13 protein-coding genes are annotated in these 14953 nt (G+C 69.7%); 7 read left to right on the top strand and 6 right to left on the bottom strand.

Translation table 11 applies throughout. The features are described 5' to 3' along the window. Positions 1-144: 144 nt before the first annotated feature. Positions 145-1674 (bottom strand): amino acid permease, encoded by a 1530-nt coding sequence (locus CLV49_RS12230; protein ID WP_106563783.1) that lies wholly within the window; start codon positions 1672-1674, stop codon positions 145-147. Positions 1675-1865: 191 nt separating this feature from the next. On the opposite strand from CLV49_RS12230, the gene CLV49_RS12225 reads away from it, so the two are divergent. From CLV49_RS12225 to CLV49_RS12200, 6 genes are all read left to right on the top strand, one after another. Continuing rightward, a complete protein-coding gene (locus tag CLV49_RS12225; RefSeq protein ID WP_106563782.1) occupies positions 1866-3230 on the top strand; it encodes a glutamine synthetase family protein in 1365 nt (454 codons plus the stop codon). Then, positions 3211-3954: a gamma-glutamyl-gamma-aminobutyrate hydrolase family protein gene (locus CLV49_RS12220; RefSeq protein ID WP_106563781.1), complete on the top strand. Its 744-nt coding sequence runs from the start codon at positions 3211-3213 to the stop codon at positions 3952-3954. Before CLV49_RS12225 ends, CLV49_RS12220 begins: the two co-directional genes overlap by 20 nt. Then, positions 3951-5378: an aldehyde dehydrogenase family protein gene (locus CLV49_RS12215; protein ID WP_106563780.1), complete on the top strand. Its 1428-nt coding sequence runs from the start codon at positions 3951-3953 to the stop codon at positions 5376-5378. Before CLV49_RS12220 ends, CLV49_RS12215 begins: the two co-directional genes overlap by 4 nt. Further along, positions 5375-6163: a 3-oxoacyl-ACP reductase gene (locus CLV49_RS12210; RefSeq protein WP_106563779.1), complete on the top strand. Its 789-nt coding sequence runs from the start codon at positions 5375-5377 to the stop codon at positions 6161-6163. Before CLV49_RS12215 ends, CLV49_RS12210 begins: the two co-directional genes overlap by 4 nt. After that, on the top strand, positions 6160-6912 hold the full coding sequence (locus CLV49_RS12205) for a FadR/GntR family transcriptional regulator (protein ID WP_243696591.1): 753 nt from the start codon (positions 6160-6162) through the stop codon (positions 6910-6912). Before CLV49_RS12210 ends, CLV49_RS12205 begins: the two co-directional genes overlap by 4 nt. A gap of 114 nt (positions 6913-7026) precedes the next feature. After that, positions 7027-7617 (top strand): PadR family transcriptional regulator, encoded by a 591-nt coding sequence (locus CLV49_RS12200; protein ID WP_106563778.1) that lies wholly within the window; start codon positions 7027-7029, stop codon positions 7615-7617. A 72-nt stretch (positions 7618-7689) separates the two neighbouring features. On the opposite strand, the gene hpf is transcribed toward CLV49_RS12200, so the two are convergent. From hpf to mtrA, 5 genes are all read right to left on the bottom strand, one after another. Next, a complete protein-coding gene (hpf, locus tag CLV49_RS12195) occupies positions 7690-8355 on the bottom strand; it encodes a ribosome hibernation-promoting factor, HPF/YfiA family (protein WP_106563777.1) in 666 nt (221 codons plus the stop codon). A gap of 92 nt (positions 8356-8447) precedes the next feature. Then, complete coding sequence (locus tag CLV49_RS12190; protein ID WP_106563776.1) at positions 8448-9188, bottom strand: ComF family protein; 741 nt, start codon at positions 9186-9188, stop codon at positions 8448-8450. A 123-nt stretch (positions 9189-9311) separates the two neighbouring features. Continuing rightward, positions 9312-10988 (bottom strand): LpqB family beta-propeller domain-containing protein, encoded by a 1677-nt coding sequence (locus tag CLV49_RS12185; protein ID WP_106563775.1) that lies wholly within the window; start codon positions 10986-10988, stop codon positions 9312-9314. Then, positions 10985-12637, bottom strand: a complete 1653-nt coding sequence (mtrB, locus tag CLV49_RS12180) for an MtrAB system histidine kinase MtrB (protein ID WP_424978363.1) — start codon at positions 12635-12637, stop codon at positions 10985-10987. The genes CLV49_RS12185 and mtrB overlap by 4 nt, the downstream gene beginning before the upstream one ends. 4 nt (positions 12638-12641) lie before the next feature. Further along, entirely contained in the window at positions 12642-13328 is a 687-nt protein-coding gene (gene mtrA, locus CLV49_RS12175) for an MtrAB system response regulator MtrA (RefSeq protein WP_106563774.1), read from the bottom strand. Between the two features lie 178 nt (positions 13329-13506). Between mtrA and CLV49_RS12165 the strand changes: the two genes are divergently transcribed. Next, positions 13507-14952, top strand: coding sequence for a glycerophosphoryl diester phosphodiesterase membrane domain-containing protein (locus CLV49_RS12165; protein WP_158261972.1), 1446 nt, complete (start codon positions 13507-13509; stop codon positions 14950-14952). Position 14953: the final 1 nt, after the last annotated feature.

Raw genomic sequence — 14953 nt, 5'->3', positions numbered from 1 at the left:
ACTCGTGCGTCGTCGACATCGACCGCGATCATCGGGCCGGTGCGTGTTTGCGGGCAGGGCGAAGCCTGCACCGTCCCATGCTAGTCCGGCCTTCCCGCTGCACGCTGAAAGTCAGCGGTGCCCTGTGGCCCGCCCACCCGCCCGTCAGCGCCGCCCGAGGATCTCGTCCTCCACGGACCCGCCGTAGCCGTCCGTCTCGGGGTCGCCGTGGAGACCCCCGCTCATCGCGTATTCCTCTTCGGGAGAGAGGACGAGGTTCCGGCGGCCGAAGACGGCGAAGAGCACGAGCGCGATCACGTACACGATGATCGCGGCCACGATCGCCGGGGTGTACGCCGGGTTGAGGTTCTCGCCCATCCAGATGACGAAGGCGAGGACGCCGGCGATGATCGCGCCAGGGATGCCGAACACGCTGCGGAACGGCCGGCGAGCGTTCGGGAACTTCCGACGCAGGATGACGTACGACACCATCTGGAGCATGTAGGCGATCACGGCACCCCACACGGCGATGTTGAGGACGATGCTTCCCGCCGTCGCTCCGCCGTACTCGGCGATGAAGAGGGAGAAGAAGCCGACGACGGCTCCCGCGGCGAGCGCGACGTACGGCGTCTGTCGCCGACCCGTCAGGGAGAGGAACTTGGGGTAGTAACCGGCGCGGGACAGGGAGTACACGTTGCGTCCGTACGCGAACATGATGCCCTGCAGCGAGGCGAGCAGTCCGATGAGGGCGAACGCGGAGAGGACCGCGGCGAGGTCGTCGGGGATGACGGAACGGAACCCGTCGAGCAGCGGCTCGAGGGAGCCGGCCGTGGCCTCGGCGCCGACGACGCCGGGATTCAGGAGCAGCACGGTGCCGCCCGTGACGATGAGGGTCGCGAAGCCCCACAGGCTCGCCCGCGGGATGTCCTTCTCGGGGTCGTGCGCCTCCTCGGCGACGAGCGGCAGCTCCTCGATGCCGAGGAAGAACCACATCGCGAACGGCATCGCGGCGATGACCGCCCAGAACCCGAAGGGCAGGAACGCGGATCCACCCTCCTGGACCGGCTGGTCGAAGAGCTTCGCGACGTCGAACGCGCCGGACGTGACCGAGAGGACCGCGAAGACGGCGAGGATGCCGAGCGAGATGATGGCCACGATGATCGCGAAGCGGAACGATGTGTTGGCCCCGATCGAGTTGAGGCCCACGAACAGGACGTAGAGGATGAGCCACCAGACCCACATCATGCTCTGCTCCTGCAGGCTCACGCCCACGAGCGTGTCGAGGATCTGGTCGGCGTACTGCGCGGAGAAGTAGGTGACGACGGCCGTCGTCATGACGTACTCGATCGTCTCGGCGAAGCCCGTGACGAAACCGCCCCACGGACCCATCGCCGCCCGAGCGAACGAGTAGGCGCCACCTGTGTGCGGCATGGCTGCGGCCATCTCCGCGATGCTGTTGATCATCAGGAGGAACATGACGATCACGAGACCGAAGGCGAGCACGAGACCGCCCCAGCCGGCTACCGCGAGTCCCCCGTTCCAGCCCGAGAAGTCTCCGGAGATCACCGCGGCGATCCCGATTCCCCAGATCCCCCAGAAGCCGGCCGTGCGCTTGAGGCGGCGCTTCTCGAAGTATCCGTCTTCCGCGTGACTGTAGGTGACTCCTGAGACGCTCAGCTTGTCTGCTGCGGCCATCGGCTTCTCTTCCTTCGTGTCGTTGACGTGGGGCTCGTCGGGACCGTGGCCCGATTGCAGCAGAGACTATTCCCATATTGGTCGGCTCAGCCAACCTTTGGATGTAAACAGCATGTAAAACTCCGAGCCTCGGCGCGGGATGTCATGTGTTCTAATGGTCGAGATCAGTCCATTACGCGGCGGGAGCAGCCATGGCATCAACCGGAAACCTCACCCTCGAACGCCTCGGCGAGTTGACCGGGACGGGTCAGATCGACACGGTCATCGTGGCGTTCACCGACATGCAGGGCCGACTCGTCGGCAAGCGCGTCTCCGCCCGACTCTTCATGGAGGAGGTCGCCGCGCACGGGGCCGAGTGCTGCAACTACCTCCTCGCCGTCGACGTCGAGATGAACACCGTCGCGGGCTACTCGATGTCGAGCTGGGAGACGGGATACGGCGACATGGCGATGATCCCCGACCTCGACACCCTCCGTCTCACCCCGTGGCTGCGCGGCACCGCGCTCGTGACCGCCGACCTCCACTGGCTCGACGAGAGGGCCGTCGAGCAGTCGCCCCGGCGCATCCTGCAGCGCCAGATCGAGAGGCTCGCCGAACGGGGACTCGCACCGTTCGTGGGCACGGAACTCGAGTTCATCGTGTTCGACGACGGCTACCGCGAGGCCTGGAAGCGGGGCTACCGCGACCTCACCCCCGCCACCGACTACAACATCGACTACGCGCTCCAGGCGTCCACACGCATGGAGCCCCTCCTGCGCGACATCCGCGTGAGCATGGACGGCGCCGGCATGTACTGCGAGGGCGTCAAGGGAGAGTGCAATCTCGGCCAGCAGGAGATCGCCTTCCGCTACACCGATGCCCTCGGCACGTGCGACAACCACTCCGTCTACAAGAACGGGGCGAAGGAGATCGCGGAGGCACACGGGAAGAGCCTCACCTTCATGGCCAAGTTCAACGAGCGGGAGGGGAACAGCTGCCACATCCACCTGTCGCTCCGCGGGACCGACGGGTCGTTCGTCTTCGCCGACGACGCGGAGCCCGACGGCATGTCCCGACTCTTCCGGCACTTCGTCGCCGGTCAGCTCGCGACCCTCCGCGAGCTGACGCTCTTCCTCGCGCCCAACATCAACTCGTACAAGCGCTACGCGGACGGCAGCTTCGCTCCGACCGCTGTGGCCTGGGGCTTCGACAACCGCACGTGCTCCGTTCGCGTCGTCGGTCACGGACCGTCCATGCGGATGGAGAACCGCGTGCCGGGCGGCGACGTGAACCCGTACCTGGCCGTCGCCGCACTCATCGCCGGCGGGCTGCACGGGATCGACCAGGAGCTCGAGCTCGGCGACCCGCTCGCGGGCAACGCGTACGAGAGCGACGCCGAGCGCGTGCCGTCGACCCTTCGCGAGGCGGCCGAGCTCTTCGCGGCGTCCGACGTGGCGAAGGAGGCGTTCGGCGAGGAGGTCGTCGCCCACTACCTGAACGCCGCGGCGGTCGAGCAACGCGCGTTCGACTCCGCCGTCACCGACTGGGAGCGGGTCCGTGGTTTCGAACGACTCTGAATCACGCCGTCCCGTCATCGGGGTCACGACGTACCTCGAGCAGGCGTCGTGCGGCGTGTGGGACACGCCGGCGTCCTTCCTCCCGAACGCCTACATCGAGTCGGTCACGCGAGCCGGCGGCACCGTCGTGCTCCTGCCACCGCAGCCGGTCGACCCCGCGAGTCTCGCGCGCGTGATCGACGGCCTCGACGGGCTCGTCCTCACGGGAGGCAAGGACGTGGATCCCGCTCGGTACGGTCAGTCGGCGCACGCCCTCACCGACGAGCCACGACGTGACCGCGACGCATGGGAGTTCGCGCTCCTCGAGCATGCGCTCGAGGTCGACCTGCCCGTCCTCGGGATCTGCCGGGGCGCACAGGTGCTGAACGTCCTGCGCGGCGGCTCCCTCCACCAGCACCTCCCCGACGTCGTCGGGCACGAGCGCTATCAGCTCGGCGGCGGCATCTTCTCGACCGTCGAGGCGGAGGTCGCCCCCGCGACACGACTGGCGGCGATCCTCGGCGGCTCCGTCACCGCCACGGTGTACCACCACCAGGCGATCGATGAGCTCGGCGCCGGACTCGTGAGGTCCGCGGTCACCTCCGACGGTGTGATCGAGGCGATCGAGGCGCCCGACTCGCGCTTCGTCGTCGCGGTGCAGTGGCACCCCGAGGAGGACCTCGCCGACCCCCGCTTGTTCGCCGCGCTCGTGACCGCGGCATCCACCGAAGGAGCACCAGCATGACGACCGCCCTCGTGAACCCCGCGACGGGACGGACGTTCGCCGACGTCCCCTCGACGTCGATCGAGGAGACCGACGAGGCCGTGGCCCGGGCTCTCGTCGCCCAGCGGGAGTGGGCGCGCCGCGCGCCCGCGGATCGGGCAGCGGCCCTGCGCTCGTTCGCGGGCGCCGTCGACGCCGCTATCGAGGAACTGGCCGGCCTCGAGGCGACCAACTCCGGTCACCCCATCGGTCAGGCGCGCTGGGAGGCCGGCCACGTGCGCGACGTCCTCCAGTACTACGCCGCGGCCCCCGAACGGCTCGCGGGCGCACAGATCCCCGTCGCCGGAGGCCTCGACATCACGTTCCACGATCCCGTGGGCGTCGTCGGCGTCATCACCCCCTGGAACTTCCCGATGACGATCGCCTCCTGGGCGTTCGCCCCCGCGCTCGCCGCAGGCAACGCCGTGGTGCTGAAACCCGCGGAATGGACGCCTCTCACGTCGCTGCGGCTTGCGGCGATCGCGCTCGAGGCCGGGCTCCCCGAGCACCTCTTCCAGGTGCTCCCGGGGCTCGGACCCGTCGTCGGCGAGCGCCTCGTGACGCACCCGGATGTTCGCAAGGTCGTGTTCACGGGATCGACCGCGACGGGGAAGCGGGTCATGGCGCTCGCGGCCGAGCAGGTGAAGCAGGTGACGCTCGAACTCGGAGGCAAGAGCGCGAACATCGTCTTCGCGGACTCCGACCTCGAGCGCGCCGCACGCACGGCACCGTCCGGCGTGTTCGAGAACGCGGGTCAGGACTGCTGCGCGCGCAGCCGGATCCTCGTGGAGCGCTCCGTCCTCGATCGCTTCCTCGAGCTTCTCGAGCCCGCCGTCGCAGCCGTGGCGGTCGGAGACCCGCTCGACGAGAGCACCGAGATGGGACCGCTCGTCTCGCGGCAGCACCTCTCAAAGGTCGAGGGCTTCGTGCCGGCGGGCGCACCCGTGGCGTTCCGCGGTTCCGCCCCATCGGGCGACGGCTTCTGGTTCCCTCCGACGGTCCTTCTCCCCTCGCGGACCGACCGCGCGTTCCGCGAGGAGATCTTCGGCCCCGTCGTCTCCGTCGTCCCGTTCGACGACGAGGCCGACGCGATCGGGCTCGCGAACGACTCGCCGTACGGACTCTCGGGTTCGATCTGGACACGGGACCTCTCGCGCGCCGTCCGCGTCTCGCGCGCGGTGGAGTCGGGCAACCTCTCGGTCAACTCGCACTCGTCCGTCCGCTACTCGACTCCGTTCGGCGGATTCAAGCACTCCGGTGTCGGGCGCGAGCTCGGCCCGGACGCGCCTCTCGCGTTCACCGAGACGAAGAACGTCTTCTTCGCGATCGACGACGCCCCGCCATCGACCCCATCACCATCGACAACCGCACCATCAGCATCCGCACCATCCGAGGAGACGACATGACCATCGACCGCATCGACCTGACCGCACGACTCGGTGGTCGCATCGCCGTCGTCACGGGAGGCGGGAGCGGCATCGGGCTCGCGACGGCCAGACGCTTCGCCGCCGAGGGCGCGACCGTCGTGATCGCGGATCTCGACGAGGCCGCCGGAGCCGCGGCGGCCGAGGAGGTGGGCGGTTCCTTCGTCGCCACGAACGTCGCGGACCAGGAGTCGGTCGACGCGCTCTTCGACGGGACGGCCGAGACGCACGGTCGTGTGGACATCGCGTTCAACAACGCCGGCATCTCGCCGGCAGACGACGACTCGATCGAGACCACCGAGCTGCCGGCGTGGCAGCGCGTTCAGGATGTGAACCTCACCTCCGTCTACCTCTGTTCGCGTGCCGCCCTCCGCCACATGGTGCGCCAGCGATCCGGCTCGATCATCAACACGGCGTCGTTCGTCGCGCTCCTCGGATCCGCGACGTCGCAGATCTCGTACACGGCGTCGAAGGGCGGTGTCCTGGCCCTCACTCGCGAGCTCGGAGTGCAGTTCGCGCGCCAGGGGATCCGCGTGAACGCCCTCTGCCCAGGGCCCGTCAACACTCCGCTGCTGCAGGAGCTCTTCGCGTCCGACCCGGAACGCGCTGCCCGACGTCTCGTCCACGTGCCCATGGGCCGGTTCGCCGAGGCCGAGGAGCTCGCGGCCGCCGTCGCTTTCCTCGCGAGCGACGACGCGTCCTTCATCACCGCCTCGACCTTCTCCGTGGACGGCGGGATCGGCAGCGCGTACGTGACGCCGCTGTGACGGACCCCGTCGACGTTTCCCCCGCCGACGGGGTGACGGCGGAGGATGCCGTCCTCCGCCCGGTCCGGGAGCAGAACGCCTTCGAGGAGACAGTGAGCCGGCTCCTGCAGACGATCCGGCTCGGTCTCGTCGCTCCCGGCGAGGCGCTCCCGTCCGAGCGGGACCTCGCCACCCGTCTCGCCGTGAGCCGCGACACGGTGCGCGCAGCGATCACCTCGCTCGCGGAGGCCGGCTACCTCGTCTCCCGGCGGGGTCGCTACGGCGGGACGTTCGTGAGCGAGAGCCTGCCCGAACCGGCCGGAGCACCGTCCGAGGAGCCCGGCGTGCGGCCGTCGAGCGCCGAGATCGAGGACGCCCTCGTGTTCCGTTCCATCCTGGAGGTGGGCGCGGCGCGGGCAGCGGCCGCGCGCACACTCACCGCTGCAGAGCGTGAGCTCCTCTGGTCGAGCCTCCGGGAATCTCGATCCGCGACGGGGGACGACTACCGGCGACTCGACTCGCGCCTCCACCTCGTGATCGGCGAGCTCACGGGATCCCCCTCGCTCCTCCCCGCCCTCGCGGACAACCGGATGCGCGTCAATCGGCTCCTCGACGGCATCCCTCTCCTCGACCGCAACATCCGTCACTCGAACGAGCAGCACGAGACGATCACCATCGCGATCCTCACGGGCGACGTCGAGGGCGCCGGCGCCGCGATGGCCGAGCACCTCGACGGGTCGGCAGCCCTCCTCCGCGGATTCCTGAGCTGACGGCGGCACGCGTGGACGGCGCGCGACGGGTCTCCCGCGAGCACCTACCGGGTATGCATATGATCCGTATGTCCCCACCCGCAGGCTCCGTCCGAGCCCGATCCCCGGAGATCAATGACCGTCCGCCAGAGCCTCCTCGCCATCCTCGCCGTGGGGCCCTGCTACGGCTACCAGCTCCGCGCGGAGTTCGATCGGCGCACCGGCTCGACGTGGCCCCTCAACGTCGGACAGATCTACACGACGCTCGAGCGTCTCGAGCGCGATGGACTCGTCCGGCGGGGCGAGACGGATGCAGAGGGGCATCTCTACTGGGAGATCACGATCGATGGACGGTCCGCCGTCACCGACTGGTTCACGGAACCCGTCCGACCGACGACGGGCACCCGGGACGAACTCGCCGTGAAGGTCGCGATCGCATCGACGCTGCCCGGCGTGGACGCCGCAGCGGTCGTGGCCGCGCAGCGCTCGGCGACGACCGCCCGTCTCGACGAGCTCGAGCGCTCGGTGTTCGGCGGCGAGGGCGGGAGCGCGGAGGAGGTGGCGTGGGGCCTCCTTCGCGACGGACTCGTCATGGACGCGGAGACGGAGATGCGCTGGCTCGACCGGTGCGCCGAGGTCCTGGGCGCCTCGCGACCGTCTCCATTCCCCCTGTCGACCACGAAACCTCGCCGGGGACGCCCGGCCAAAGCCGCAACGACCCCCTGAGGCCCTCCGGACACGCCGGTGGCGTGCATCCCCGTGGGATGCACGCCACCGTTCAGAGCGTCGCCGAGCGGGTCAGCCGCGAGCGGCCGCCTTGGCCGACTCGTCGACGAGCTCGATCACGCCGTAGTCCCATCCCTTGCGTCGGTAGACGACGCTCGGCTGATCGGTCCGCGCGTCGATGAACAGGAAGAAGTCGTGACCGACGAGCTCCATGCGATCCACCGCCTCGTCCACCGTCATCCACTCGGCGGGGAACTCCTTCTCGCGGATCACGACGGGGCTGTAGTTCTCCTCATCGGTCTCGTCCTCGGAGCCGACGACGTCGAGGGAGCCGGTCTGCACGCGCTCGAGAACGTCGACGGACGCGGCCTGCAGCCCCGCGTTCGCGAAGCCCTGCTCGCTCGCCGCTCGGAGCGGCGTCCTGCCCTTCCCTCGATGGACCTTCTTCCGATCCTTCGATCGCCTGACCCGTTCGAGGATCTTGGCGATGGCGAGGTCGAAGGCGACGTACTTGTCCGAGCCGGAGGCCTCCGCTCGGACGAGCGGGCCGGGGCCGACGAGAGTGAGCTCGACCCTGTCCTCGCCGGGCTTGCCGCTCTTGTCGTGATGACGGCTGACCTTGACGTCGAATGCGAGTGCGCGATCCGCGAGGTTCCCGAGCTTGTCGGACTTCTCCTCGACGTAGTCGCGGAAGCGATCCGTGATCCCCAGCCCCAGACCGACGATGTTGGTTTCCACAGCGACCTCCCCGTTCTCGGCGTGCCGCCTGACGATTCGGGCGGTTCTTCCACGCCGTGGTCACTCGACCCTAGCGCCGCTGCCTGTGCTTGTCACGGCGACTCTGACGGACCTCCCAGCAAGTCGCGCTCGCGCCGGCGCGAGCGCCTGCCCGAAGGCGTCCGCGCGAGCACGGCCGCTCCCACCACCGTCCCGCCGACGGCGTCGATCGCGCGTGCCGCCTCGCGAACGGTCGCCCCGCTGGTGAGGACGTCGTCGACGATGAGGACCCGTCGGCCGTCGAGCAGCGGATCGGCGACCATCGCCGCCCGGAGGTTCTCACCCCGTTCCCTGCGCCCCAGCCGGAGTTGGTCGAGCGGCTGCCGCGCGAAGCGCAGGCGCGCGTCGAGCGGTACCCCCGCTCTCCGCGCGAGGAGCGCGACCGGGCGATAGCCCCTCCGCCGCATCGAGGCCCGACGGCTCGGGATCGGCACGACGAGGACTCGATCGTCGACGGTCGTCCCGTGCGTCGCGAGGGCGCCCACCGCATCGTCGATGCTCCGGCCGAACGGTTCGGCGAGGACGCGGGCCAACCCCGTCCGACCATCGTTCTTGAACGCCACCACGACACGAGCCACCTCGTCGGAGTAGTCGAGGGCGAAACGCACGGGAAGGCCGTCGATGTGCTCGAGACGCACGCTCCCCACGCAACGGTCGCGGCACTCGGCGCACAGGGGTGTGTCCTCCCGCCCGCAGCCCGCACATGCGACGGGGACGACCACGGCCCCGGCAGCGACCAGCGCCTCTCGGGCGAGGCGAGCGAGCCGCGCCGCGGCGGTCACGGGTGACGTCATGCGAACGAGTGTGCGCGTGAGCCGGATGCGAACACTCTTCCTGCGAACGATCCGGTGGTGATCGGGGGCTCAGCGGAGCTGTGGACGACGGACCCGACGATCGCCCGAGCGAGCGAGCCGGCGTCAGCCGAGAGAGGCGAGCTGCGTCGCGAGCACCTGGATCCCGGTCGCACGCGTCTGCCACCCCGATCCGCTGCGGACGCGGACCTCGCCGGAGTCGAGCAACGCACGCACCTGCTGCGCCGTGTTCGCCCCGACGATCATGGTCGCGCCGTCGAGGGAGGGCGCCGGTGTGGCGGTGGAACCGATCGTCTGCACCTCGATCTCGCCCGTCCCGTCATCGGCCTGCGTCAGCGTCGCCACGGAGCGGTCGTCGACCCAGGTGAGGGCACGCGGTTCATTGCTCGTCTCGTCCAGCTCGTGGAGGTCGCCGATGGCCGTGGGAGCCCCTCCGGGTTCGGCGCGCACCACGGCGCCGACGACGAGACGCGTCGACGAACCACTCGTGATGAGGGCGGCGACGCGAGTGCCGTCCCGCGACACCTGGAGCGACGCGATGCTCGACGCCTCCGGCCACGGCGTCGTGACCTCCGTCAGGCTGCCGTCCCGCTGGAAGGCGATCACGGCGCCGGGGTCGTCCGCCGGGACGCTCCACGTGAAGCCGAAGGGGTCGACGCTCGGAACGATGAGATCTGCACGTGAGTCGACGCGCAGCGGCTCGCCTTGGCCCGTGGCGATGTAGAGGCCGTCACCCGTGAGCGCTGCAGCGAAGGCCGCACCGACGCCGACGGACACCGCGGACGGCGACAGCTCCTCGACGTCGTCCGAGACGCCGTCGATGCGTTCGACGCCGTCGCTCGTCAGGTATCCGAACCCCTCCTCGGAGAGAACGAGTGCTCTCGCGTCCACACGGGGGGACGGCACCGTGAGCGTGTCGATCGACACGACGGCCCCGGCGGCCGAGATGCTGTCGGGACCCAGCGTGCCGATCCCGGCGAGACTCGCGCTCAACTGCGCCTTCATGCGCGACTGGCCGAGAGCGTTCTCGCCGACGAAACCACCCGAGAAGTCCATCCGTACGATATCGCCGTCCACGACGACCGATTGGGCGGACAGCGACGTGCCGTCCGGGAACGCCGTGCGCACACCCTGGCTGAGCCACGACGACGGCCCGTCGAGGAGCGCCTTGACGACGGTCGTCGCCGTGGATGCGCGGGTGGGGAACCAACGGATGTCGGGCACGAGGTAGGTCCACGTGGGGTCGAAGAACATGAGCGCGTGCGCCCCGAAGACGGTCATGAAGGTGTCGGAGTCGAGGACGATCCCGTCGGGCGCCGAGCTGATCCGCCACTCGCCGTCGACCTCTTCGAAGCGGTAGTCGAGCTGCACGGGGTTGTCCGACGGGTTCCGCTCGTACAGTCCGCGCTCGTCGACCTGAGCCTCGGGGTAGACGCTCAACCGCTGGGTCGTGTCGCCGTTCGACTGGAAGCGACGCTCCGACGCCGTGTCGACGAGAACGCTCTTGTCGGGCTGCCACGACTCCGAGATGCCGGGCGCGAGATACTCGCGCGCGACCGCGTAGTTGTTCTGCGAGCCCGTCGCCGCCGCGATGAAGCCCCTGAGCACCTGCTCCGGCGTCGATCCGGCCTGCGGCCCGCTCGGGATGAACGTGATGTCGAGGTCGTCGTCCGTCGTGATCGGCTTGCCCGCCTGCACGTCGCTGCTCCGCGGGATGCCGACGCACCCGGCGCAGACGACGAGCACCAGGACGGCCAGAACGGCGGAGAGCACGCGCTTCACGAGGATCCATCCTGTCGTCCGGAGACGGCGTCGTCCGGCACGGTCACCGGAGGCTCGGTATCGGTGGGGGGCAGCGACAGGGGGGACGTGCCGAGCGGCCCGCCAGGCACGCGCGGCAACGTCAGCCGGAAGAGACTCCCGAGGCCCGGACGCGACCACACGTCGAGGGACCCCCCGTGCAGCCGGGTGTCGCTCATCGCGATGGAGAGTCCGAGTCCCGTACCCCCGATGGTGCGTCGGCGCGACGGGTCCGCCCGCCAGAACCGGTCGAAGACGCGCTCGGTGTACTCCTCCTTCATCCCGAGCCCGTAGTCGCGGACTCCGAGCGCCACGGCCCCCTCGGAGCTGTCGACCGAGACGACGACGGGACGGCCCTCGCCGTGCTCGATCGCGTTGCCCACGAGATTCCTCACGATGCGGCGGATCCGGCGCGGATCGACGTCGACCTCGGTATAGCCGCCCGGCGCGACGAGCAGAAGCTCCGAACCGTGCTGTCTGGCGAGGTCCCGCATCTCCTCGACGGACTCCTCGGCGAGCCTCGCGATGCTCGTCGGCTCCGTCTCGAGCTCGGCCGATCCGGCGTCGTACCGGCTGATCTCGAGAAGGTCAGCCAGGAGCAGTTCGAAGCGCTCGACCTGCGTGTGGAGCAGCTCGGCCGTCCGTGCCGTGGCGGGGGCGAAGTCGTCCCTCTGGTCGTACAGCACGTCGCCCGCGAGACGGATGGTCGTCAGCGGCGTGCGCAGCTCATGGGAGACGTCGGACACGAAACGCTGCTGGACGAGCGAGAGTTCCGCGAGCTCGCGGATACGCGATTGGAGGGTGTCGGCCATCTCGTTGAACGATCGGGCGAGCGTCGCGATCTCGTCGTCGCCGGTCCGGTCGATACGCACCTCGAGTTCACCGGCCGCGAGCCTCTCACTGGTCTCCGCCGCCTCGCGGATCGGGCGCACGACGATGCGCACGACCACCCACGCGACGGCGCCCACGAGGGCGAGCAGCGCGAGCCCCGCCACGAAGAGGGTGCGCTGCACGAACTGCAGCGTCTCCTCCTGGTCGCTCAGGTCGTACCCCATGTAGAGCTCGTAGTCGCCGGCACCGGGAACCGTCACGCGCTGTCCCACGACGATTCCCGGAGACCCCGTGGCCGAACCGGAGAAGCCGACGGACTGCCACCACTGACCTTCGGCATTCTCGGAGACCGCTTCCCGCAGCTCGGGCGAGATGACGGCGGCGTCGAGACCGGGACTCTCGAAGTCCTGCGGTGCGGCCGGATCGAAGTCCTGGCCGGGCACTCGGTAGACCGTGATCATCCGGGACGACGAGACGGTGGCGATGTCGTTGCGCGCCGAACCCATGACGCTGTCGAGATTGACGGCGTCCCCCGTCTCGGCGGCGTCGAAGGTGCGCTGCGCAGCGAGCTGCGCTCTCGCCGAGTCGACGAGCACCTGATCCAGTCGCGACTGGAAGAGGTCGTTGCCGATGCTCACGGACATGTACGCCCCCGCGACGAAGACGGCGAGACCCGTGAGACCGATCGTGACGACGACGGTCTTGAACTGGAGGGAACGCCGCCACGATGCCGCGATCGCTCGAGGGAGCGAACGCACCGACCGCGCCAAGGCGGACGGATCGAAACCGGCGTCGGACACGGGTCTAGGCGGAGTCTGTGCTGCCCGCGCGGTAGCCGACGCCCCGCACGGTCATGACGATGCGCGGGTTGTCCGGGTCGACCTCGACCTTGGCGCGGAGCCGCTGGACGTGCACGTTCACGAGGCGGGTGTCGGCCTTGTAGTGGTATCCCCAGACCTGCTCGAGCAGCATCTCGCGCGTGAAGACCTGCTGGGGCTTCGACGCGAGGGTCACCAGGAGATCGAACTCCAGCGGAGTGAGGGGGATGCGCGCCGATCCACGGGTGACCTCGTGCGCGGCGACGTCGAGGGTGAGGTCGCCGATGCGGACGACATCGCTCGAGTCGTCGGAGGCCGGGCGCAGTCGCGTACGGATGCGTGCGACGAGTTCCTTCGGGTTGAACGGCTTGACGATGTAGTCGTCCGCGCCGGACTCGAGCCCGCCGACGATGTCGGTCGTGTCCGACTTCGCCGTGAGCATGATGATCGGGACGCCCGACTCCTGTCGGATCAGCGTGCAGACCTCGATGCCGTCGAGGCCCGGGAGCATGAGGTCGAGGAGGACCAGGTCGGGCTTCTCCCGTTGGAAGACCTCGACCGCGAGCGAGCCGTCACCGCAGAAGACCGTGTCGAAGCCCTCGGTGCGCAGGACGATACCGATCATCTCGGCGAGAGCCGTGTCGTCGTCGACGACCAGGATTCGTGCGCTCATGGGCCCCGTTCTCGTGTCTCGCGCGGGCCGCGATGCCCGATCGCACCCGCGATGTTCTCTTCAGAGTAGTCGAGCCGATCCGCGGGAGTCGGCATCACGCGCGTCGCGGCCATGTGCGCGTCGCCACCGTGTGAAAGCATGGAGGGACAATCGGACGGTGTCGGGAAGGGTCTGCCACATGGGTGACGACGCACGCGAGCCGGAGTACCCGGCGCCCACCTCGGCGAGGAATCGCCACGAGACGGACGCGCCGGTCGCCGACTCGGAGAGGTCGACTCCCCCGCAGGCCGGCCCACCGGCGATGCCGTGGGCGGCGCCGGCGGCACCGCAGCCCGCCGGGTCCCCGTGGGGCGACACGGCCGGCCAGCAGGGCGGCTACGGCCAGCAGCCCGCATACGGCCAGCAGGGTGGCTACGGCCAGCAGCCCGCATACGGCCAGCAGGCCCCATACGTCCACCCGTCCGCTTACGGCCAGTACCCGCCGGCGTCCCCCGCCGGATACGGCGTTCCCCCCGGCCAGCCCGCGTGGTCGACCGGAGCTCCCGCGGGAGCTCCGACGGGCTGGGCTCCGCCGCCGAAGCCCGGGCTCATCCCGCTGCGCCCCCTCGGCTTCGGGACCCTCCTCGGCGCGCCGTTCCAGGCCATGCGGCGCAACCCGAAGGCCACCTTCGGCAGCGCCCTGCTCGTCCAGGGAATCACGATCGTCGTGTCGGTGCTCGTGATCGGCGGGGTCACGTGGTTCGCCGTGTCGCGCATCACCTCGGCGGCGCCGGACGACCGGGATGCCATCACGGCCGGCTCGGTCCTCGCCATCATCCTCGCCGCGCTCATCCCGATCGCGATCTCGCTCATCGGCAGCGTCATGGTCCAGGGCGTCGTGGTCGCGGAGGTCGCGCGGGCGACACTCGGCGAGAAACTCCGGCTCGGGCAGGTCTGGCGTGCGGCCGCACCCAGGCTCTGGGCCCTCGTCGGCTGGACCCTCCTCGCTTCGCTCGCGGCGCTCATCGCCGTCGGGCTCGTCGCCGCCGTGGTCTGGCTCGTGATCGCGGTGAGCACCGACCTCATCGCCCTCGGCATCGGAATCGGCGTCATCGGCGCACTCGGACTCATCGTGCTCTACGCGTGGCTGGGCACCAAGCTCGCGATCGTCCCGAGCATCATCGTCCTCGAGAGGGCCCCAGTGTCGCGCGCCGTCGCGCGTTCGTGGCGGCTCACCCGCGGCTACTTCTGGCGCACCTTCGGCGTGCTCGCGCTCATCTCGATCATCCTGAGCGTCGCCTCGCAGGTCGTGACCACGCCGATCAGCCTCATCATGGGGATCGGCGGATCGCTCATCGACCCGACGGGAAGCGTCGAGGGCGCCGCCCTCACGACGTTCGTCGTCACCTACATCCTCCTCATCCTCGTGTCACTCGTCGTGACGGCGGTGACATCGGTCGTCACGGCCGCCGCCGTCTCGCTCGTCTACATCGATCTGCGGATGCGCACGGAGGGTCTCGACCTCGAGCTCGTGCGTTTCGTCGAGGCGCGGCAAGCCGGCGACACGAGCGTCCCCGATCCGTTCCCGTTGACGCCGCGCGAGCGTCGAGGCGCCGCGGACACGACCGTCCCCACCGGTTCCTAGT

The organism is Labedella gwakjiensis (genome assembly GCF_003014675.1).
Classification (GTDB): Bacteria; Actinomycetota; Actinomycetes; order Actinomycetales; family Microbacteriaceae; genus Labedella; species Labedella gwakjiensis.
Note: the sequence above shows the minus strand (reverse complement) of the source record. Positions and strands in the feature narration are given on the sequence as shown.

Bases quoted from the DNA above. Each gene is read 5' to 3' on its own strand.
- CLV49_RS12215 (WP_106563780.1), top strand. From the start codon at position 3,951: ATGACGACCGCCCTCGTGAACCCCGCGACGGGACGGACGTTCGCCGAC.
- CLV49_RS12210 (WP_106563779.1), top strand. From the start codon at position 5,375: ATGACCATCGACCGCATCGACCTGACCGCACGACTCGGTGGTCGCATC.
- CLV49_RS12230 (WP_106563783.1), bottom strand. From the start codon at position 1,674: ATGGCCGCAGCAGACAAGCTGAGCGTCTCAGGAGTCACCTACAGTCAC.
- mtrA (WP_106563774.1), bottom strand. From the start codon at position 13,328: ATGAGCGCACGAATCCTGGTCGTCGACGACGACACGGCTCTCGCCGAG.
- CLV49_RS12200 (WP_106563778.1), top strand. From the start codon at position 7,027: ATGACCGTCCGCCAGAGCCTCCTCGCCATCCTCGCCGTGGGGCCCTGC.
- CLV49_RS12190 (WP_106563776.1), bottom strand. From the start codon at position 9,188: ATGACGTCACCCGTGACCGCCGCGGCGCGGCTCGCTCGCCTCGCCCGA.
- CLV49_RS12225 (WP_106563782.1), top strand. From the start codon at position 1,866: ATGGCATCAACCGGAAACCTCACCCTCGAACGCCTCGGCGAGTTGACC.
- CLV49_RS12165 (WP_158261972.1), top strand. From the start codon at position 13,507: ATGGGTGACGACGCACGCGAGCCGGAGTACCCGGCGCCCACCTCGGCG.